Raw genomic sequence first — 20,053 nt, 5'->3', positions numbered from 1 at the left:
CGCAGCGACCCGATGAGCACCGACCAGGTCCTCGGCCTGGCGGCCGGCCTGGGCAGTGCCGTGGTCTTCGGCCTGGCCGCGGTCGCGCAGGCCCACGCCGTACGCCGCAGCGGCTTCCGGCTGGACACGCTGGTGGAGTTCGTGCGCCACGCGGTTCGCGACGCCTGGATCTGGGTGGTGCTGGTCTGCTACCTCGTGGGCTTCGTGCTGCACGCGGTGGCGATCTGGCTGCTCCCGCTCTACCTCGCCCAGGCGACCGTGGCGATGTCGCTGCCGGTGACGGCGCTGGCCTCGCGCCGCGTCGCCGAGCGTCTCGACGCGCAGCAGTGGGGCTCGGTCGGCCTGGTCAGCGCGGGACTGGTGCTGCTCGCGGCCGGCTCCGGCAGCGCCGGCGAGGCGGTCTCCAGCTGGTGGCTCGCCGCCGCGTTGTGGGCCGGTCTCGTGGTGCTCGCCGGTCTCGCCTTCACGACCGTGTCGCGGGAGCGGCGCCGGCTCGCCGGCGGGCCGCCCCACGGCGCGGGGAGCCTGGGCGGGCTCGGGCTGGGCGCGCTGGCCGGGCTGGGATATGCCGGGTCCGCGCTCGCCGTCCGCGGGGTGCGGCTCCCCCTCGACGGGCCGGCGGTGCTGTGCGCGCTGGCCGTCCCGTCGCTGAGCCTGCTGGCGTTCTGGGTCTACTCCCGCGCGATGAGCAGCGGCGCGGTCGCCGCCGCCTCGGCGCCGATGGTCGTGGGCCAGACCTTCATCCCGGCCGCGGTCGGGATGCTCACGCTCGGCGACGGCGTGCGTGCCGGCTGGGGCTGGGCGGTGCTGGCCGGCCTGCTGGTCTCGACGTACGGCGCCGTACGCCTGGCGCGGGCGCAGGCCCGCACCGTGGCGACCTCGTCCGGCCCGGGCGTGACCCCGGCCGGACGGGCCACCTCCACCGGCTAGCGGAAGGCCGTCAGAAGGATCGCGACGCGGGCGACTGGGTGCGCGCCGGGTCCCGCTCGACCACGCCGACCAGCACCTCGTCGATGGAGCGCATCAGGTCGGCGTCCAGGCGCACGCCGGCGGCCAAGACGTTGTCGCTGACCTGCTCGGGACGACTGGCGCCGATGATCGCGCTGGAGACGTGCGGGTTCTGCAGCACCCAGGCGACCGCGAGCTGGGCCATCGTGAGCCCGGCGTCCTCGGCGATCGGGCGCAGCAGCTGCACCCGCTCGAGCACGTCGTCGCGCATCCAGCGGCTGATCATGTCCGCGCCGCCCTTGTCGTCGGTGGCGCGCGACCCGGACGGCGGCTGCTCGCCGGGGAGGTACTTGCCGGTCAGCACGCCCTGGGCGATCGGGGACCACACGATCTGGCCCATCCCGGCCTCGACGCTGGCCGGCACGACCTCCTCCTCGATGACGCGCCACAGCATGCTGTACTGCGGCTGGTTCGAGACCAGCGGCACCCGCAGCTCGCGCGCCAGCTCGGCGGCGGCCCGGATCTCCTCCGCGCGCCACTCCGAGACCCCGATGTAGAGCGCCTTGCCCGCACGCACGATGTCGGCGAAGGCGAGCATCGTCTCCTCCAGCGGCGTCTCGTGGTCGTAGCGGTGCGCCTGGTAGAGGTCGACGTGGTCGGTACCGAGGCGGCGCAGCGAGCCGTCGATGGCCTCCGAGATGTGCTTGCGCGACAGCCCGTGGTCGTTCGGCCCGCCCGGCCCGGTGGGCCAGTAGACCTTGGTGCAGACCACCAGGCTCTCGCGCCGCTCGCCGGCGAGCGCCTTGCCGAGCACGCTCTCGGCCGCGGTGTTGGCGTAGACGTCGGCGGTGTCGAACGTCGTGATGCCCTCGTCGAGGGCACGGCGCACGCAGGCGAGCGCGGCGTCCTCCTCGACCTGGGAGCCGTGGGTGAGCCAGTTGCCGTACGAGATGGCCGAGACCTTCAGACCGCTCGCGCCGAGGTTGCGAAACTCCATGGGCCGACCATAGCCAGCCGGCGGCTGCAAGGATGCGCACATGAGCTCCCCCACCGCCGACGTCTCCGTCCGCGTCGCCTGGGCCGAGGACGCCCCGGCCGTCGCGCGGCTGCAGCTGCGCACCTGGCCGCAGGCCTACGCCGGCCTGGTGCCGCCGGAGGCGTTCCCCAGTGGTCCCGAGGCCGAGGCGGCCGCGACCCAGGCCTGGGAGGCCGCCTTCGCCAAGCCGGGCGACGCCCGCCACCGGGTGCTCGTCGCCCTGGAGCGGGCCCGGGTCGTGGGCTTCGCGGTCACCGGACCGGCGAGCGACCCCGACTGCGACCCGGTGGCGGACGCCGAGCTCGCCGAGTTGATCGTGGACCCCGAGCGCCGCGGCGCCGGGCACGGCTCGCGACTGCTCCAGGCGGCCGTCGACACCATGCGTGCGGACCGCTTCACCCGGTCGGTGCTCTGGGCGGTGTCGGTGGACGACACCCTGCGCGCCTTCCTCACCTCGGCCGGCTGGGCACCGGACGGCGCGCACCGTGAGCTCGACCTCGAGGGGGACGGCGTCACCCGGGTGCGCCAGGTGCGTCTGCACACCGCCCTGAGCTGAGCCCGGCACCGCCCACCGGGCCTCCCCGGCCGGCGGACTCCCTCCCCGTGGTCCGGCCCGATTCGGCGACTTCACCCGTTTAGGCCTTGTCCGGGGGGTGACATGCGTCACCATGGAGGTCGCGCGCCCGCACGCGCACCGGAGAGAGGACCTCGCATGCTCGGCCCGTTGCCCCGTCTGCACCAGCTCGTCGTGGCGACCGTGGCGATCCTCGCGCTGACGACCGTCGGCGCCTGGAGCGCCCTGGCGACACCGTTGCCCACCTCGCTGGGTGCCGCGATCGGCGCCCTGACCGGTCTCGGCGTGGCCCACCGGCTCCTGCACGACCCGCACGAGCCGCGCCGTCCGCGCCACGCCCGCACCCGCCGCCACTAGCGGCCCCGCGCGTGCCGGGACGTCCGTTCCACGGTCCTGGACCGACCCGTGAAGGTCAAGGCGGTTAGGGTCCCGGCGTGTCCCCGTCCGACCCTGCGCTGCCCGCCTCGGAGCGCTCGGCGATCGTGCGCGACAGCCTCGGCGTCGGCATCGCCACCGGCGCGTACGGCGTGTCGTTCGGCGCCGTCTCCGTGGCGGCCGGCCTCGACGTCTGGCAGACCTGCGCACTGTCGCTGCTGGTGTTCACCGGTGCCTCGCAGTTCGCGCTCGTGGGCGTCGTCGCCGCTGGCGGCGCCCCGCTGGCCGGCACCGCCGCCGCGCTGCTCCTCGGCACCCGCAACACCCTCTACGGGCTCAAGGTGGGTCCGCTGCTGCGCTGGCGGGGCTGGCGGCGCGCGCTGGGCGCCCACCTGCTGATCGACGAGTCCACGGCGATGAGCGTCGGCCGCGACTCGGTGCCGGCCGCGCGCCTGGGATTCCTGACCACCGGCGCCTCGATCTTCGTGCTGTGGAACCTGTTCACCCTGCTCGGTGCCGTCGCCGGCACCGCGATCGGCGACCCGGCGACCTACGGGCTCGACGCGGCGGTGGGCGCGGCCTTCCTCGCGCTGCTGTGGCCGCGCCTGGGCAGCTGGCACCACCGGCTCGTCGCCGTCCTCGCCGCGGCCGTCGCCCTCGGCGCGGTGCCGCTCACGCCCGCCGGCGTACCGGTGCTGGCCGCGGGCGCCGTGGCGGTGGTCGCCGGGCTGCTGCGCCGTCCCGGGCGCCCCGGGGAGGCATCGTGACGTGGCTCGCGGTGCTCCTCGCCGCCGCGGGGTGCTACCTGCTCAAGCTGGCCGGCCTCAGCGTCCCGCCACGGGTGCTGGAGCACCCGCTGGTACGCCGGGTGGCCGACCTGATCCCGGTGGCCCTCCTGGCCGCCCTGATCGCCGTCCAGGTGGCCGCCAGCGGCAGCGAGCTGGTGCTCGACGCGCGGCTGGCGGCGCTCGCCGCGGCCGCGGTGCTGCTGGTGCTGCGTGCGCCGTTCCTGGTCGTGGTGTTCGGCTCGGCGCTGGTCGCTGCGGTGCTCCGCGCGCTGACCTGACCGCGCTGGCCTGACCGCGCTGGCCCCTACGCGCCTCGACGCGCTGGACCTCAGTCCAGGTCGAGGAAGTGCTCGAGCCCGACGGTGAGGCCGGGGCGGTCGGTGATCGTGCGCAGGCCGGTCAGCACGCCTGGCGTGAACGACGCCCGGTCCATGGAGTCGTGGCGGATCGTGAGGGTCTCCCCCACCCCGCCGAGCACGACCTCCTGGTGGGCGACCATGCCGCGGATGCGCAGCCCGTGGACGCGGATGCCGTCCACGTCGGCGCCGCGCGCGCCGTCCAGCGCGGTAGAGGTGGCGTCGGGGACCGGGTCGCAGCCGGCCTCGCGCCGGGCGGCGGCGATGAGCTGCGCCGTACGACGCGCGGTGCCGCTGGGGGCGTCGGCCTTGTCGGGGTGGTGCAGCTCGACGACCTCGACCGACTCGTAGAACGGGGCGGCAGCGGCGGCGAAGCGCATCATCAGGATCGCGCCGATGGAGAAGTTGGGGGCGATCAGGACCCCGGTGCCGGGCGAGTTCTCGAGCCACTCGCCGAGGCGCGCCAGCCGCTCGTCGTCGAAGCCGGTGGTGCCGACGACCGCGTGGATGCCGTGCTCGACGCAGAAGCGCAGGTTGTCCATCACCACGTCGGGGTGGGTGAAGTCGACGACCGCCTCGGCGCCGGCGGAGACCAGCGTCTCCAGCGGGTCGCCCGCATCGACGGCTGCCACCAGCTCCAGGTCGGCAGCGGCGTCCACCGCACGGCAGACCTCCGAGCCGACCTTGCCCCGCGCACCCAGGACACCGACCTTCAACACCCTCGTCTCCGCCACGTCGCAAGCCTAGGACGTCGCGGCCGCGGAACCCCGACGGGACGGGCCCGGCGAGACCGCTCGGCGTGAGATGCAGCGCACGTAGGGGACCGGGTGGCACCACGCGGTCGCAGGGTCTGGCAGTCTTGACCCCATGGTGGTGCAGACGATCCCTGCGCGGATTCGCTGGGCAGTTGACTTCATGGACGTCCAGCCGGCCGACCACGTCCTGGAGATCGGCTGTGGTCCCGGTGCTGGAGCGGAGGCGATCTGCTCCCGGTTGACGACCGGCAAGCTCTTCGCCATCGACCGGTCGGAGTCCGGCGTGGACCGCACGAAGCGCCGCTGTGCGCGCTTCGTGGAGGCCGGCCGGCTGACGGTGCGCCAGATCGACCTCGCGACGCTGCGTGTGCCGGTCAAGCGGCTCAACAAGGTCTACGCCTTCAACGTCAACCTGTTCTGGGTGCGTGACTGCGCCGACGAGATCGCCCTGCTGCACGAGCGCGTGCTGCCCGGTGGCGCGGTCTTCTTGTTCTTCGAGGTGAAGTTCCCCGACCAGATGCCCACCGTCGTGTCGAAGGCGTCGGCGGCGCTCGCCCAAGGCGGCTTCCGAGTCTCGGTCGTCGAGCAGAAGAACCCGGCGGTCGTCGGGATCATCGGCCGTCGATAAGGGTTTTCCCTTATCCCTCCTTGACATTAGGAAATTTCCTAATGCATGCTCGGCACTGAACCGACGCTTTCCGGAGGTGCCGATGACCGTGATCGTGCTCACCGTCGACCAGCGCTCCAGCCGGTCGCGAGCCGATCTGGTCCCCCGCGCCCTGGAGGTCACGGCCGAGGTGCCGCTCCTGCGTCCCCTGGAGCGCACCGTCGGGGATGAGGTGCAGGGCGTGCTGGACCGCCCCGAGCACCTCGCCCTCGTGCTCGAGCCGCTGCTGCGCGACGACGCCTGGCACATCGGCCTGGGCGCCGGCGCCGTCGAGGAGCCGCTGCCCGCCCACGCGCGCGCCGGGCGCGGCCCGGCGTACCTCCACGCCCGCGAGTCGGTCGAGCGCGCCAAGAACAGCCCCTGGCACCTGCGCGTCCAGGGCGACACCGCCGACGCCCGTCAGCTGGAGTCGGCGCTGTGGCTGTGGGCCGCCGTCCTCGCGCGTCGTACGCCGCGGGGCTGGGAGGTCGTGGACCTCGCCGACCAGGGCCTCACGCACGAGGAGATCGGGCGCCGCCTGGGCATCAGCCAGTCGGCGGTCAGCCAGCGTGCCCAGGCCGCCGGCCTCGCCGAGGGACGGCGCGCCCGCGAGCTCGTCACCCACCTCGCCACTCCCCTGCTGAGGGTGGCCGATGCTGGGACGAGCCGTGCTGGGATGGGCACATGAGTCCGGAGAACTGGGGACAGCTCGTCACCGCACTGCTCGCCGCCACCACCGTGGCGGCGGCGCTGTCGTGGACCCGCACCGGGCGCGACGTGTGGACCCCTGCGGCGCTGCTGCTGCTCGCCGCCGCCGGGGGCGTCGCGGCGACCCCCACCGACGTCGACACCGGCGCGCGCGCCGCCACGGCGCTGCTGGTGGTCCTCGGTGCCGCGAGCGCGGTGCTGGGCGGTGGGCCCGTGACCGCGCGCCTGTTCGCGCTGGTGGACCGCCCCCGCGCCGACGGGAGCACGACCACGACCCAGGGGGCCGGGTCGGTGCTGCGCGGTGGGACCTGGATCGGGGTCCTCGAGCGGGCAGCCGTCTTCGCCTCGCTCGTGGCCGGGTGGCCCGAGGGGATCGCGGTGGTGCTCGCCGTCAAGGCCTTCGGGCGCTACCCCGAGCTGCGGGCGGCGGAGGACGGCGTACGCACCGGTGCCGCCGAGCGGTTCATCATCGGCACCTTCGCGAGCGTGCTGTGGGCCGGGGCCTGCGCCGCCGTCGTCGTGCTGGCGCGCTGACCCCGGCCCACGGGCTCGTCAGGCGGGTGTCTCGTCCGAGGTGGCCTCGCCGCCCTCGGGACCGACCACGGCGAGGATCTCCGGGCCGCCGAACACGGTGGCCGCGACCTCGCGCACGTCATCGAGGGTGACCGCGTCGATGCGGGCGAGCACCTCGTCGATGCTCAGCAGCTCGTCGTGCACCAGCTCGCCCTTGCCCAGCCGCGACATCCGGGACCCGGAGTCCTCGAGACCGAGGACCAGGCCGCCGCGCAGCTGGCCCTTGCCGCGGGCGAGCTCCTCGGCGGTGATGCCGTCGGCCGCCACCTTGGCCAGCTCGTCACGGACCACGGCCAGGACGTCGTCGAGCTTGGCCGGCAGGCAGCCGACCGACACCCCGACCAGTCCGGCGTCGGCGTGGTGGCTGCCGAAGGAGTAGACCGAGTACGCCAGACCGCGGCGCTCGCGCACCTCCTGGAACAGTCGGCTCGACGTGCCGCCGCCGAGCGCGGTGTTGAGCACCCCGAGCGCGTAGCGGCGCTCGTCGTCGCGCCGGATCCCCGCCATGCCGAGCACGACGTTGACCTGCTCGAAGGGCCGGGTGGTGCTGGCCGCGCCGGAGTGCACCGGCACCGGGCCGGTCGCCCCGCGCGGCGGGACCGGACGCTCGTCGCCGGAGAGGAAGTCGTTGCGCCCGAAGGCGACGCGGACCTGCTCGACCAGCGCGTCGTGGTCGACGTTGCCGGCCACCGACACGACCATCGTCGCCGCGCGGTAGTGCGCGCGGTAGAAGTCGTGGATCTGCTCACGGCTGAGCGCCGCGATCGACTCCATCGTGCCGGCGATCCCGCGGCCCAGCGGCGTGTCCGCGCCGAAGGCCTGCTCGGCGAAGAGGTTGTGCACCACGTCGTCGGGGTCGTCGTCGTGCATCGCGATCTCGTCGAGGATCACGTCGCGTTCGGCCTCGACGTCCTCCGGCGTGATCAGCGAGTCGGTGATCATGTCGCCGAGCACGTCGACGGCCAGCGGCAGGTCCTCGTCAAGGACCCGGGCGTGGAAGCAGGTGTACTCCTTGGCGGTGAAGGCGTTGAACTCCCCGCCCACTGCGTCGAGCTCGATGGAGATGTCGAACGCGGAGCGGCTGCCGGTGCCCTTGAAGAGCAGGTGCTCGAGGAAGTGCGAGCAGCCGTGGAGGGTGGCGGTCTCGTCGCGCGAGCCCACCCCGACCCACACGCCGACGCTGGCGGAGCGCACCCCGGCGAGGCGCTCGCTGATCACCCGCAGCCCGCCCGGAAGGACGGTACGGCGGATCTCGGAGGTCACCTGGCCGGAGGCGTCGGTGACCGTCTGGACAGTGATCGTGGTGCCCGGCTCCTGCTCGGCGCCGGACACGATCGTGGGCGAAATGCCCCGGGAACCGGACGACCGGCCCGCAGTCGCCTGCGGGCCGGTCGTCGTGTTGGCGTCAGCCACGTGGAGGTCAGGCCTCCTCGGTCGCCTCGGCGGCCGGCTCCGCGGTCTCGCCCTCACCGGCGGTCTCCTCGACCACGGGGATGAGGGAGAGCTTGCCGCGGTCGTCGATCTCGCCGATCTGGACCTGGATCTTCTGACCGACGGAGACGACGTCCTCGACGGCCTCGACGCGCTTGCCACCCGCGAGCGGGCGCAGCTTGCTGATGTGCAGCAGGCCGTCCCGGCCCGGCATGAGCGAGACGAACGCACCGAAGTTCGTCGTCTTCACGACGGTGCCGAGGTAGCGCTCGCCGACCTCGGGCATCGTCGGGTTGGCGATCGCGTTGATCGCCGCGCGGGCCGCGTCGGCCGCGTCACCGTTGGTGGCACCGATGTAGATGGTGCCGTCGTCCTCGATGGAGATGGAGGCGCCGGTGTCGTCCTGGATCTGGTTGATCACCTTGCCCTTCGGGCCGATGACCTCGCCGATCTTGTCCACGGGGATCTTGACGCTGATGATCCGCGGCGCGGTGGAGGACATCTCCTCCGGCTCGTCGATGGCCTCGGCCATGACGTCGAGGATCGCGTGGCGGGCGTCGCGCGCCTGGGTCAGCGCGGCGGCCAGGACCTCGGCGGGGATGCCGTCGAGCTTGGTGTCGAGCTGGAGCGCGGTGACGAACTCGCGGGTGCCGGCGACCTTGAAGTCCATGTCGCCGAACGCGTCCTCGGCGCCGAGGATGTCGGTCAGCGCGACGTACTGCGTCTGGCCGTCGATCTCACCGGAGACCAGGCCCATCGCGATGCCCGCGACGGAGGCCTTCAGCGGCACACCGGCCTGGAGCAGCGACAGGGTCGAGGCGCAGACCGAGCCCATCGAGGTCGAGCCGTTGGAGCCCATCGCCTCGGAGAGCTGACGGATCGCGTAGGGGAAGACCTCGCGGTCCGGGAGCACCGGCAGGAGCGCGCGGCGCGCCAGGGCGCCGTGGCCGACCTCGCGACGCTTCGGGGAGCCGACCCGGCCGGTCTCGCCGGTCGAGAACGGCGGGAAGACGTACTTGTGCATGTAGCGGCGCGACTTCTCCGGGGAGAGGGTGTCGAGCTGCTGCTCCATCTTGAGCATGTCGAGGGTGGTGACGCCCAGGATCTGGGTCTCGCCACGCTCGAACAGCGCGGAGCCGTGCACGCGCGGGATCACGCCGACCTCGGCGTGCAGCGGACGGATGTCGGCGAGGCCGCGGCCGTCGATGCGGATCTTGTCGCGCAGGATGCTCTCGCGGACCAGCTGCTTGTTCAGCGAGCGGAACGCCGCGCCGATCTCCTTCTCGCGGCCCTCGAACTGGCCGGCGAGGCGCTCGATGAGCGAGGCCTTGATCTCGTCGGTGCGCTCCTCGCGCTCGCCCTTGTCGGCGATCTTCATCGCGGCGGCGAGGTCCTCGCGCGCGGCGGACTCGACGGCAGCGAAGACGTCGTCCTCGTAGTCGAGGAAGATCGGGAAGTCCTGGACCGGCTTCGCGGCCACGTTCGCCAGCTCGCTCTGCGCCTCGCAGAGCTGCTTGATGAAGGGCTTCGCGGCGTCGAGGCCCGAGGCCACGACCTCCTCGGTGGGCGCCTGGGCGCCGTTCTGGACCTTGTCGAAGGTGGTCTCGGTGGCCTCCGCCTCGACCATCATGATCGCGACGTCGCCGGTGTCGGTGACGCGGCCGGCCACGACCATGTCGAAGACCGCGTCCTCGACCTGGCTGTGGGTCGGGAACGCGACCCACTGGCCCTCGATGAGCGCGACGCGCACGCCGCCGACCGGGCCGGAGAACGGCAGGCCGGAGAGCTGGGTCGAGAGCGACGCGGCGTTGATCGCGAGCACGTCGTACGGCGCGTCGGGGTTGAGCGCCATGACCGTGATGACGACCTGGACCTCGTTGCGCAGACCCTTCTTGAAGGTCGGGCGCAGCGGGCGGTCGATCAGGCGGCAGGTGAGGATCGCGTCCTCGCCCGGACGACCCTCGGAGCGGAAGAACGAGCCGGGGATCTTGCCCGCGGCGTACATCCGCTCCTCGACGTCGATCGTCAGGGGGAAGAAGTCGAAGTGGTCCTTCGGGTGCTTGCCGGCGGTGGTCGCCGAGAGCAGCATCGTGTCGTCGTCGAGGTAGGCGGTCACCGAACCGGCGGCCTGGCGGGCGAGGAGCCCGGTCTCGAACTTGATGGTGCGGGTGCCGTACTTGCCGTTGTCGAGAACGGTCTCGACGGCGCTGATGACGGGTTCAGTCAAGGGGTTGTCCTTGTTCTGTGCGTGGAGCTCCGCGTCGTCCCGGTGGGGGGTGCGGGGATCTCGATATCGAGGTCGCCCGCCGAGGCCTCGCCTTGATGCGAGGGGCCGGTCTTCGATCGAGGCCCGCAGATCCTGAGAGGTTCTGAAGGCCACTACCGAGGACCGGGCCGAAACGATGCGGTCGCTCCTGGATGTGGATGCTATGAAGTTGTGCTTGCGAGCCTAGCGAATGCCGGGCCTAGAAATGGAACGGGGCGGCCGCTCCCGAGGAGCGGCCGCCCCGCCCGCGAGGACCAAGCGTCAGCGACGCAGTCCGAGGCGCTCGACGATCGACCGGTAGCGGCCGATCTCGGTCTTCTGCAGGTAGTTCAGCAGGCGACGGCGCTGGCCGACGAGAAGCAGCAGACCACGACGGCTGTGGTGGTCGTGCTTGTGCTCCTTGAGGTGCTCCGTGAGGTGCGCGATCCGGTGGCTCAGCAGCGCGATCTGCACCTCGGGCGAACCGGTGTCGCCCTCAGCCAGGGCGTACTCGGCGATGATCTTCTTCTTGGTCTCCGCGTCGGTACCGATCGACATGCGGGCTCCCCTCCGCCCCTTCCAGGGCACTCTCGCTGCGCGGCGCGCCGGGGCCTGTTCTCCCGGGCACTCTGGATCCGCGGCCGTTGCACGGCAGATGACTCAGCAATGGATTGGTGTCGCCGGTGCGCGAGGCCCCGGACAACCGCATCAGACTAGCGCGCGGCCCGACAGCCGCCCAAAATGCGGCAGCCGAGGGTGCGGGCTCTGGGTCCGGGCCGGTCCTCACCGGTGGCTCAGCGCGTACGCCGGGTCCGGCTCGGCGACCGGCTCGCCAGCCGCCGGCCGCGGGTGGCGCGGCCACCAGGCCCGCTCCCCCAGCAGCACCAGCGCGGCGGGCAGCAGCACCAGGCGCACCAGCGTCGCGTCGAGCAGGATGGCCGCCGCCAGGCCCACGCCCATCATCTTCATCTCCAGCATGCTCAGCGTGGCGAAGATCGAGAACACCGAGACCATGACCGCGGCCGCGCTGGTGACCACGCCGGCGGTGTCGGCGATGCCGCGCTCGACGGCCAGGCGGGTGGGCAGCCCGCGGGCGACGTGCTCGCGGATCCGACTCACCACGAAGACGTGGTAGTCCATCGAGAGCCCGACCAGCACCACGAGCACGAACAGCGGGATCCAGTGGATCACGAAGCCGGGTGCGGCGATGCCCAGGGCGTCGCTGCCCCAGCCGTGCTGGAAGACCAGGGCGAGCACCCCGAACGCGACCCCGACCGAGGCCAGGTTGAGCACGGTGGAGAGCAGCGCGATCGGCACGCTGCGGAAGGCGCCGTACATCATCAGCATCGTGAGCAGCAGCACCGTGCCGATCACCAACGGCAGGGCGAGGCGCTGGTCCTGGTCGTAGTCCAGCGCTTCCGCGACACCGCCGCCCACGGCGTGCTCGCCCTCGATCCCCTCGAGGGCGGCCGGGGCCAGGTCCGCGCGCAGGGTCCGCACCGCCTCCGCGGCCCGCGGGTCGGTCTCGGACCAGTCCATCCCGAGCTCGAGGGTCGAGGTGCGACCGTCCGCCGACGTGCTGATCTCGCTGGCGCCGGTGAAGTCGCCGGTGGCCAGGGCCGCGTCGCCGAGCCGGTCGAGGGCGCGCTCCGCGCCCGCCTCGTCCCCGGTGGACCTGACGACCACCCGCGCCGACGCCCCCTCGGTGGGGAACTCCGCCGAGATCGCCTTCATCGTCGTCACCGCCGGGAGGTCGGTCGGCAGGGTGTCGAGGTCGGCGTGCGCGGTCTTCATCCCCAGCGCCGGCACCGCCAGCGCGACGACGGCCAGGCTCGAGGCGAGCAGGGCGGCCAGCGGGTGGCGCATCACCGGGCCCAGCAGCCGGCTGCTGATGCCGCCGCGGCCGATGCGCGCGTTGAGGCGCCACAGCAGCGGAACGCGGGGCCGGTCCACCCACCGGCCGAGCGTGGCCAGCAGCGCCGGGAGCACGGTGATCGAGCCGAGCACCGCGACCGCGACCACGACGATCGCCCCGGTGGCCAGCGAGCTGAAGGTCGGGTCCCCCATCATGTAGAGCGCCGCCAGGGAGGCGATGACGGCGCCTCCGGACACCAGGATCGAGTGCCCCGAGGTCTGGGCGGCGATCTCGATGGCGTCGGGGGTGCTGCGTCCCGCGGCCCGCTCCTCGCGCTCGCGCTTGAGGTAGAACAGCGAGTAGTCGACGCCCACGGCCATGCCGATCAGCACGACCATGCTGCCGACCGTGGGCTCGGTCGGCAGCAGGTGCGACAGCGGGGCCATCAGTCCGATGGTGACCGCGACGCTGGTGCCGGCCAGCAGCACCGGCAGCCCGGCCGCGATCAGGGCCCCGAAGGCGAGCAGCATCAGCACCAGGGTGATCGGCACGCTCGTCACCTCGGCCGAGGCGAGGTCGTCGGCGACCCTGTCGCCGATCGCCTCGTCGAGGCTGAGGTCGCCGGACTGGCGCAGCTCGAGGCCGGCGTGGTCGCGCTGCACCGACTCGGTCGCCGAAGCGAGCGGCGCGATGTCGTCGTGACCGTCCTCGAGCTCGATCGTGACCAGGGCCGCCGTCCCGGACCCGCTCCACTGCGGCGGCGAGATGCTCGCGACCCCGGAGGTCGCGCCGAGCCGCTCCTGCAGCGCCGTCGCGGCGGCCCCCGCCGCGGTGCGGTCGAGGGCGCCACCCCCGGCGGCGGTGATCAGCACGTGCTCCGCGTCCGGGTCGGCGAGGTCGGCCTCCTCGATCAGGGCGTCGGCCCGGCCGGACTCCCCGACCCGGTAGTCCGCCGCGGTCGTCTCCTGGGTGGGGACCGTCGCGGCGAGGCCGATGGCGACGGCGACCAGCGCGAGCCAGCCGAGGATGGCGCGCCAGGGGTGGGTCGCACTCCAGCGGGCGGCCCGCAGGGGCAGGGCGGTGAGGGCGTGGGACATCGGGGGCTCCTGGTGCGTCGCGGTCGGCGGGTCCGGTCCCCGTCAGCCTCGCCGGAGGAGGGGGTCGCGGTCAGGGACGCAGGCACCCGACCCCGGGGGTGGTGCCAGCACCACTGCCGCCGGCGAGCCGATCGGCGAGAATGCAGCGGTGAGCACCCTGCCCGGCACCGCGCCGCGCCAGGCCGCGCCGCCCGGCCGCCTGGCGCTCACGGGGTACGCCGCGGCGCAGCTGCTCGCGTTCGTGCCGGCCCTGCTGCTCCTCGTCCTCTCGATCCTCGGGGGCGTGCTGGCGCTGCTGTGGATCGGCATCCCGCTGCTGCTGGTGACGGTCCCGGCCACCCGCTGGCTGACCGACCGGCACCGCCGGATCGCGCAGCGCGTGCTGGGAGCAGTCATCCCCGAGCAATACCGGCCACGCGAGCGCGGGCCGGTGCGGCGGGTGCTGGGCTGGGCCCGCGACCCGATGACCTGGCGCGACCTGGGCTGGCTGCTGTGGACGGCGACCTTCGGCTTCGTGCTCTCCCTCGTCGTCGTGCTGTTCCTGGTGCTGGTGGTCACCGGCGCGCTCTGGTACTTCGGCGTGGAGCCGCTGATGCGGGCCCGGTGCGCCGTGGACCGGTGGTTCCTCAGCGTCGGGCACACCGAACGCCTGGAGCAGCGGGTCCAGGTCCTCACCGAGACGCGCGCGGACGCCGTCGACCACTCCACCGCGGAGCTGCGACGCATCGAGCGCGACCTGCACGACGGCACCCAGGCCCGCCTGGTCGCACTGTCGATGAACCTCGGGATGGCGGAGTCGACCTTCGAGCAGGACCCCGACGCGGCCCGCCGGCTGCTCGCCGACGCCCGCGCGAGCACGGTCGCGGCGATCGGCGACCTGCGCGCGGTGCTGCGCGGCATCCATCCCCCGGTGCTCGCCGACCGCGGCCTGGGCGGGGCGATCGCCGCGCTGGCCCTCGACCTGGCCGTGCCCGTCCGTGTCGAGGCGGCGCTCACCGGACGCCCGCCCGCACCGGTCGAGTCCGCGGTCTACTTCGCGCTCGCCGAGTGCCTGGCCAACGTGGTCAAGCACGCCGACGCCGAGCACGCGTGGGTGCGTCTGGGGCATGCCGACGGGGTGCTGCGCGGCGAGGTCGGCGACGACGGCGTGGGCGGGGCTGACCCGGGGCGCGGCACGGGGATGCTGGGCGTCATGCGCCGCCTGGCCGCCTTCGACGGGACAATGGCGGTCACGAGCCCGATCGGCGGGCCGACAGTCCTGACCGTGGAGGTCCCGTGCGCCTTGTCCTCGCCGAGGACCACGCCCTCCTCCGGGCCGGTCTGACCCAGCTGCTCCAGGCGCACGACTGCACCGTCACCGCCGCGGTCGACAACGAGGAGGACCTGCGCGTCGCGCTGCGCGACCCCGACGTCGACGCCGCCGTGCTCGACGTCCGGATGCCGCCGACGCACACCGACGAGGGCCTGCGCGCCGCGATCGAGGCGCGCGCCGCCCGGCCCGGCTTCCCCGTGCTCGTGCTCAGCCAGTACGTCGAGCACCTCTACGCCCGCGAGCTGCTCGCCAGCGGCGAGGGGGCGGTGGGCTACCTGCTCAAGGACCGGGTCGCCGACGTCGCGGAGTTCCTCGACGCCCTGCGCCGGGTGGTCGCCGGCGCGACGGTGCTCGACCCCGAGGTGATCGCCTCGGTGATGAGTCGACGCGGGCCCGAGCCGGTCGACCGGCTCACCCCCCGCGAGCAGGAGGTCCTGACGCTGATGGCGGAGGGGCGCTCCAACGCCGCGATCGCCGCGCGGCTGGTGGTCACCGACAAGGCCGTCGCCAAGCACATCAACAGCATCTTCACCAAGCTCGACCTGCCGCCCGCACCCGACGACCACCGGCGGGTCCGGGCCGTGCTGGCCTGGTTGCGGCTGTGACCCTTCAGACCACCGTCACCGGGTGCCGGACCACGGCGTCGAAGAGGTAGCCCCCGTCGTTGTACGCCGCGACGAGCGGCTGGGTGCGCCCGGCGGCGTCGCGCGCCCGGGCGAGCAGCTCGTGCGCCCCGACCGCCGGCCGGCGCCACTGGTAGGACCAGCGCGTCCAGGACAGGTCGCGGGTGCGCCCGTGACCAGCCCCGTGACCAGCCCCGTGACCAGCCCCGCGGCGAGGCTTGTCGCGCAGGTCGGCGGCACGCCAGGTCGCTCCCCCGTCGATGCTCACCTCGACGCGCACGATCGGGGCCGCGCCGCTCCAGGACCGGCCGGTCAGCGTGATCGTGCGTGCCGCCGGGAGCACGGCGTCCCAGTCGAGCTCGAAGGCCGAGCGCACCGGGTTGAGGGTCAACGGCGGCGCGTCGGCCGGGTGGTCACCGCCGGTCATCCGGTACCACTTGGTGTTCCAGGGCGAGGTCTGCTCGGTGGTGGAGACCTCGAGGGAGCCGAGCCACTTGATGCTCGCGATGCCCACCCAGCCGGGCAGCACCAGCCGCAGCGGGAAGCCGTGGTCGGGCAGCAGCGGCTCGCCGTTGGCGCCCCAGGCGAGCAGCGCGTCGTCGAGCGCCTTCTCGATGTCGAAGGGCCGCCGGACCCGGCCGTAGTCGACCCCGCCGCTCACGAACGGGTCGTCGAGGCCGGTCGCCATCACCGAGACCGCGTCGCGCCGGATCCCCACCCGGGCGAGCAGATCGCGCAGCAGCACGCCCTCCCACCGCACCGCGCCGACCGCGCCGAGCCCCCACGGCGTACCGGACGCCGGGGTGCCCTGCTGCACCTCGAAGAACCGCCGCCCGTTGCCGGTGCACTCGTGGGTGGCGGTGATCGTGGTGCGCGGCAGCCGCTTCAGGTCGGCCAGCCGGAAGCTCAGCGCCTCCCCCTCGCCGCGCGGGCGGGCCAGCCCGTCACCGTGCACGCGCAGCGCGTACGTCGTCGCCTCGATCACCGGGGTGCGGGTGTGGTTGCGCACGAACAGGTCGGCCTGGGAGGTCAGCGCCTCGCGGGCGCGCACGGAGCCCCACCGCATCTCGGCGTTCGTGCCGTGCACGACGAACTCCTCCAGCGGCAGCGGCTTGAGGATCGGGCCGGCCGGCACCGGGGCCCCTGCGCGCGGCGCCAACGGCGAGCGGACTCCCCCGGCCAGCGCCGGTCCGGCGCTGAGCACGGGCGCGACCGCGGCGGAGGCGAGCGAGATCTTCAGGACGCTGCGGCGGCTCAGTGGCCGCGCGGGGGTCATGGTCATGGACCATTTACTACATTAGATTTGTTGACTTAGGAAGAGGTGGTGCGGGTGGTACGGGTCAGTCAGGCCACGACGTCGGCGCCGCGGTCGCGCACGGCGAGGTAGACCGCGCGGACCCCCACCGCCCGCTCCATCTCGCGCATGACGCTGCCGAAGAACTGCACCCGGTAGGTCTCGTCGGTGACGGTGGAGACGGTCAGGTAGAGCGCGGAGAAGGACGCCAGGAATACCGAGACCTGCAGGAGCGGCTCGGTCAACTGCGACAGCAGCGGCAGCGCCCGGATGTCGTCCTCGCCCGTCCACGACGACTGCACGTCGACGTCCATCACCAGGCCGCCGAAGGCGAGGAAGAACACGAAGACGCCGACGCTCAGCAGCAGCACCTGGACCGCCTGGATCACGACCAGCACGAGCACCAGGTTCCAGCGCTCGAAGCCGCGCACCTCGGCGTACGCCACGAGGGCGGGGTGGTCCTCGTCGCGACTGAGCAGCTCCTGCGCCGCGGCGCCCACCGGCGTGCCGGCGGTGGTGCGCCGCAGGAAGTCGGCGTCCACCTCGTCGTCGACCTTGTCCACCTCCTCGGGCAGCCGGACCAGCAGGAAGCCGGTCGCCAGCAGCACGAAGAGCAGGGCGGTCAGCCACAGGGTGCCGGTCGGGAGGTCCGCGGCGACCTGCCAGACCTCGGCGTTGATGAACAGGAAGGTGACGAAGAGCAGCAGCAGCGGCAGCGCCCGGCTCATCATCGGCAGCAGCGTGCGCAGGCTGCCGAACGTGCGCCCCAGCGCCCAGCGCACGATCGGCGCGGCGCGCAGCGCGGTCAGCGCGTAGAGGAGCACCGCGACCATCGCGGCGGAGATCATCAGGGCCGGCGCGACGCTCGGCTGTCCGGTCACCCAGGCCAGGCCGGCTCCGGTGGCCGCGGCGAGGACGCCGATCAGCACCGCCAGCGGCAGGGTGCGGCGGCCGCGCAGCGCGGCGTGCGCCGCGGCCCGCTCCTCGGGGACGAAGTAGGCCAGCCCGTGGGTGAGGAACCAGGCATCGGTCGCCTGCACGAGTCCGGGCTCCGGCACTGCCCCGCGCGTCACGGGACGAGCAGCTCGCGGGCCCGGCGCACGTCGTCCTCCATCTGGACGATCAGCGCGTCGACGGAGTCGAAGGCCTCCATGCCCCGCAGCCGCTCGACGAAGGAGACCTCGACCTCCACGCCGTACAGCTCCAGGTCGGTGCGGTCGAGCACGTAGCTCTCCACGCGGCGCGCGCGGACCCCGTCGAAGGTCGGGTTGGTGCCGACCGAGATCGCGGCGGGGAAGCGCTCACCGGAGTCGAGGCGGCGCAGCCACCCGGCGTACACGCCGTCGGCGGGCGCCGCGGTCATGCCGTCGGTGGGAACGTTGGCGGTGGGGTAGCCCAGCTCGCGCCCGCGCTTGTCGCCCGGGACGACCGCGCCGCGCACGGCGTAGGGACGGCCCAGCGCCTCGGCGGCGCCGGCGACGTCGCCGGCGGCCAGGCAGGTACGCACGTAGGTGGAGGACCACACCATCGGGCCGCCGTCGAGCGGGATGCCCTCGGCGGTGAAGCCGTAGCGCGCCCCTGCCTCGCGCAGCGTCGCGACGTCGCCGCTCGCGCGGCTCCCGAAGCGGAAGTTGGCGCCGACGACGACCGCCGCCGCGCCCAGCGCGTCGACCAGGATCCGGCGCACGAACTCCTCCGGGGACCAGGCGGCCACGTCGCGGTCGAAGGGCACCGCGAGGACGGCGTCCGCACCGGCCTCGCCGAGCAGCTCGGCACGGGCCTCCATCGTGGTCAGCGTGGTCGGGGCGTGCTCGGGGCGCAGGACGGCCATCGGGTGCGGGTCGAAGGTCACCGCGACGAGCGTGAGGCCCTGGGCGTCGGCGATCGCGCGGGCCCGGGCCAGGACCTGGCGGTGGCCCACGTGCACGCCGTCGAAGTTGCCGATGACGACCGAGGTGCGGCCCAGGTCGGCCGGTACGTCGTCGAGCGAACGCCAGATCTCCACACGCAGAACCCTACTGGCGCGATCTCCGCTGCCCCGCGCCGGCCCGGCGCCTCCGGGTGCGTCGTGGCTCACACGAACACCGCGACCGCGCGAGCCTGTCCCTCGCGCGGCTCGTAGAGCGCGAGGAACTCACCGTCGGGGGCGAAGACCGCCGAGAGGGTGTCCAGCGCCAGGTCCAGGCGCCGACCGACGCGCACGTCGTCGGCCGCGGCCTCGTCGAGCTCGACCGCCGGGAAGGCCGCACGCGCGGCCGCGGCGATCGGCAGGGTCGTGAACGACGCCTCCAGCTCCGCCAGGGTGTGCGCCACGGCGAGGTCGTAGGGGCCGACCGCCGTACGCCGCAGCGCGGTGAGGTGCCCGCCCACGCCCAGCGCGGCGCCGACGTCACGGGCGATCGCACGGACGTAGGTGCCGCTGGAGCAGCGCAGGGAGATGTCGACGTCGACGTGCTCACCGGCCGTGCGCACGTCGGAGACCACGAGGTCGTGGACGGTCACCGGACGGGCCTTGAGCTCGACCTGCTCGCCGTCGCGGACCCGCTGGTAGGCGCGCTTGCCGTCGACCTTGATCGCCGAGACCGCCGTCGGGACCTGGAGCAGGTCGCCGACCTGGGTGGCGAGCGCCGCCCGGACCGCCGACTCCTCGAGGTGGGCGGCCGGCGTGCTCGCCAGCACCTCGCCCTCGGCGTCGTCGGTGCTGGTGGCGACCCCGAGGCGCACCGTCGCGTCGTAGCGCTTCTCGGTGAGCATCAGGTGCCCCAGCAGCCGGGTGGCGCGGTTGATCCCGAGGACCAGCACCCCGGTCGCCATCGGGTCGAGGGTGCCGGCGTGGCCGACCTTGCGGGTGCCGGCCAGGCGGCGGACCCGCGCGACGACGTCGTGCGAGGTCATGCCGCCCGGCTTGTCGACCACGACAAGAGCAGACTCGACCGGCCCAGAAGCGGCGGTCACTCCTCGTCGGCGCGGTCGGGCTCCACGACGTCCTCGCCCTCGACGGGCTCCTCGTCGTCGCCCTCGACGCGCGGCTTCTTGTACGGGTCCTCGCCGGCGGCGTACGTCGCGCCCTCGCGGGCGGCGGCCACCTGCTCGTCGGACTGGCGCGCGCGGGCGAGCACCTCGTCGAGCTGGCGGGCGGTCTCCGGAAGCGCGTCGTGCACGAACGTCAGGGTCGGCGCGGTGCGCATCTGGAGCTGCTTGGCGACCTCGGAGCGCAGCAGCCCCTTGGCCGACTCCAGCGCGGCGGCGGTGCCGACCATCGCCTCCTCGTCGCCGAGGACGGTGTAGAAGACCGTCGCCTGCTGGGAGTCGCCGGTCACCCGGACGTCGGTGACGGTGACGAACCCGAGCCGCGGGTCCTTGATCCGACGCTCGAGCATCTCGGCCACGATGACCTGGATCCGATCGGCGATCTTGCGCACACGGGGGTTGCTCAT

Annotated in this window: 21 protein-coding genes; 10 read left to right on the top strand and 11 right to left on the bottom strand. The window is 73.5% G+C overall.

Annotation, left to right across the window (positions count from 1 at the left end; all coding sequences use genetic code 11):
- Positions 1-12: 12 nt before the first annotated feature.
- Positions 13-930: a hypothetical protein gene (locus HBO46_RS06615; RefSeq protein WP_166140395.1), complete on the top strand. Its 918-nt coding sequence runs from the start codon at positions 13-15 to the stop codon at positions 928-930.
- A 10-nt stretch (positions 931-940) separates the two neighbouring features.
- Here the strand turns inward: HBO46_RS06615 and HBO46_RS06610 are convergent, their stop codons facing one another.
- On the bottom strand, positions 941-1,945 hold the full coding sequence (locus HBO46_RS06610) for an aldo/keto reductase family protein (protein ID WP_166140394.1): 1,005 nt from the start codon (positions 1,943-1,945) through the stop codon (positions 941-943).
- 40 nt (positions 1,946-1,985) lie between these two features.
- Here HBO46_RS06610 and HBO46_RS06605 point away from each other — a divergent pair, with 40 nt between their 5' ends.
- The 4 genes from HBO46_RS06605 (at position 1,986) to HBO46_RS06590 (ending at position 3,999) form a co-directional block, all read left to right on the top strand.
- Positions 1,986-2,540: a GNAT family N-acetyltransferase gene (locus HBO46_RS06605; protein WP_166140393.1), complete on the top strand. Its 555-nt coding sequence runs from the start codon at positions 1,986-1,988 to the stop codon at positions 2,538-2,540.
- Positions 2,541-2,696: 156 nt separating this feature from the next.
- The gene (locus HBO46_RS06600; RefSeq protein ID WP_166140392.1) at positions 2,697-2,915 is read left to right on the top strand and encodes a hypothetical protein; all 219 of its coding nucleotides are present in this window, start codon (positions 2,697-2,699) and stop codon (positions 2,913-2,915) included.
- Positions 2,916-2,992: 77 nt separating this feature from the next.
- On the top strand, positions 2,993-3,700 hold the full coding sequence (locus tag HBO46_RS06595; protein ID WP_166140391.1) for an AzlC family ABC transporter permease: 708 nt from the start codon (positions 2,993-2,995) through the stop codon (positions 3,698-3,700).
- Entirely contained in the window at positions 3,697-3,999 is a 303-nt protein-coding gene (locus tag HBO46_RS06590; protein ID WP_224769412.1) for an AzlD domain-containing protein, read from the top strand. Before HBO46_RS06595 ends, HBO46_RS06590 begins: the two co-directional genes overlap by 4 nt.
- A gap of 50 nt (positions 4,000-4,049) precedes the next feature.
- Here HBO46_RS06590 and dapB read toward each other — a convergent pair whose 3' ends face one another.
- Entirely contained in the window at positions 4,050-4,796 is a 747-nt protein-coding gene (gene dapB, locus HBO46_RS06585) for a 4-hydroxy-tetrahydrodipicolinate reductase (RefSeq protein WP_166140503.1), read from the bottom strand.
- Positions 4,797-4,944: 148 nt separating this feature from the next.
- Here dapB and HBO46_RS06580 point away from each other — a divergent pair, with 148 nt between their 5' ends.
- The 3 genes from HBO46_RS06580 to HBO46_RS06570 all read left to right on the top strand — a co-directional run bounded on the left by HBO46_RS06580 (position 4,945) and on the right by HBO46_RS06570 (position 6,720).
- A complete protein-coding gene (locus tag HBO46_RS06580) occupies positions 4,945-5,460 on the top strand; it encodes a class I SAM-dependent methyltransferase (protein WP_166140390.1) in 516 nt (171 codons plus the stop codon).
- Between the two features lie 82 nt (positions 5,461-5,542).
- Complete coding sequence (locus tag HBO46_RS06575) at positions 5,543-6,166, top strand: SatD family protein (protein ID WP_224769411.1); 624 nt, start codon at positions 5,543-5,545, stop codon at positions 6,164-6,166.
- Complete coding sequence (locus tag HBO46_RS06570) at positions 6,163-6,720, top strand: hypothetical protein (RefSeq protein ID WP_166140389.1); 558 nt, start codon at positions 6,163-6,165, stop codon at positions 6,718-6,720. The genes HBO46_RS06575 and HBO46_RS06570 overlap by 4 nt, the downstream gene beginning before the upstream one ends.
- Before the next feature lie 18 nt (positions 6,721-6,738).
- Here the strand turns inward: HBO46_RS06570 and HBO46_RS06565 are convergent, their stop codons facing one another.
- The 4 genes from HBO46_RS06565 to HBO46_RS06550 all read right to left on the bottom strand — a co-directional run bounded on the left by HBO46_RS06565 (position 6,739) and on the right by HBO46_RS06550 (position 13,387).
- Positions 6,739-8,172, bottom strand: a complete 1,434-nt coding sequence (locus HBO46_RS06565) for a M16 family metallopeptidase (RefSeq protein WP_166140388.1) — start codon at positions 8,170-8,172, stop codon at positions 6,739-6,741.
- Positions 8,173-8,179: 7 nt separating this feature from the next.
- Positions 8,180-10,417, bottom strand: coding sequence for a polyribonucleotide nucleotidyltransferase (locus HBO46_RS06560; RefSeq protein ID WP_166140387.1), 2,238 nt, complete (start codon positions 10,415-10,417; stop codon positions 8,180-8,182).
- Positions 10,418-10,717: 300 nt separating this feature from the next.
- A complete protein-coding gene (gene rpsO / locus HBO46_RS06555; RefSeq protein WP_166140386.1) occupies positions 10,718-10,993 on the bottom strand; it encodes a 30S ribosomal protein S15 in 276 nt (91 codons plus the stop codon).
- A gap of 225 nt (positions 10,994-11,218) precedes the next feature.
- Entirely contained in the window at positions 11,219-13,387 is a 2,169-nt protein-coding gene (locus HBO46_RS06550) for an MMPL family transporter (RefSeq protein ID WP_224769410.1), read from the bottom strand.
- Between the two features lie 148 nt (positions 13,388-13,535).
- Here HBO46_RS06550 and HBO46_RS06545 point away from each other — a divergent pair, with 148 nt between their 5' ends.
- Together HBO46_RS06545 and HBO46_RS06540 are read left to right on the top strand one after the other, a co-directional pair.
- Positions 13,536-14,711 carry a sensor histidine kinase gene (locus HBO46_RS06545; protein WP_166140385.1) on the top strand — a complete coding sequence of 392 codons (1,176 nt, stop codon included), beginning with the start codon at positions 13,536-13,538 and terminating at the stop codon, positions 14,709-14,711.
- The gene (locus HBO46_RS06540; protein ID WP_166140384.1) at positions 14,663-15,304 is read left to right on the top strand and encodes a response regulator; all 642 of its coding nucleotides are present in this window, start codon (positions 14,663-14,665) and stop codon (positions 15,302-15,304) included. The genes HBO46_RS06545 and HBO46_RS06540 overlap by 49 nt, the downstream gene beginning before the upstream one ends.
- 4 nt (positions 15,305-15,308) lie before the next feature.
- On the opposite strand, the gene HBO46_RS06535 is transcribed toward HBO46_RS06540, so the two are convergent.
- The 5 genes from HBO46_RS06535 to rbfA all read right to left on the bottom strand — a co-directional run bounded on the left by HBO46_RS06535 (position 15,309) and on the right by rbfA (position 20,053).
- Complete coding sequence (locus HBO46_RS06535) at positions 15,309-16,604, bottom strand: sulfite oxidase (protein ID WP_166140383.1); 1,296 nt, start codon at positions 16,602-16,604, stop codon at positions 15,309-15,311.
- Between the two features lie 62 nt (positions 16,605-16,666).
- Complete coding sequence (locus tag HBO46_RS06530; protein ID WP_166140382.1) at positions 16,667-17,689, bottom strand: hypothetical protein; 1,023 nt, start codon at positions 17,687-17,689, stop codon at positions 16,667-16,669.
- Positions 17,686-18,621, bottom strand: coding sequence for a bifunctional riboflavin kinase/FAD synthetase (locus HBO46_RS06525; protein WP_166140381.1), 936 nt, complete (start codon positions 18,619-18,621; stop codon positions 17,686-17,688). The genes HBO46_RS06530 and HBO46_RS06525 overlap by 4 nt, the downstream gene beginning before the upstream one ends.
- Positions 18,622-18,689: 68 nt before the next feature.
- Positions 18,690-19,532, bottom strand: a complete 843-nt coding sequence (gene truB, locus HBO46_RS06520; RefSeq protein WP_224769409.1) for a tRNA pseudouridine(55) synthase TruB — start codon at positions 19,530-19,532, stop codon at positions 18,690-18,692.
- 35 nt (positions 19,533-19,567) lie between these two features.
- Positions 19,568-20,053 (bottom strand): 30S ribosome-binding factor RbfA, encoded by a 486-nt coding sequence (gene rbfA / locus HBO46_RS06515; protein ID WP_166140380.1) that lies wholly within the window; start codon positions 20,051-20,053, stop codon positions 19,568-19,570.

It is taken from the genome of Nocardioides ochotonae, assembly GCF_011420305.2.
Classification (GTDB): Bacteria; Actinomycetota; Actinomycetes; order Propionibacteriales; family Nocardioidaceae; genus Nocardioides; species Nocardioides ochotonae.
The sequence above is the reverse complement of the archived record's forward strand: the minus strand, read 5'-3'. Positions and strand labels throughout refer to the sequence as shown.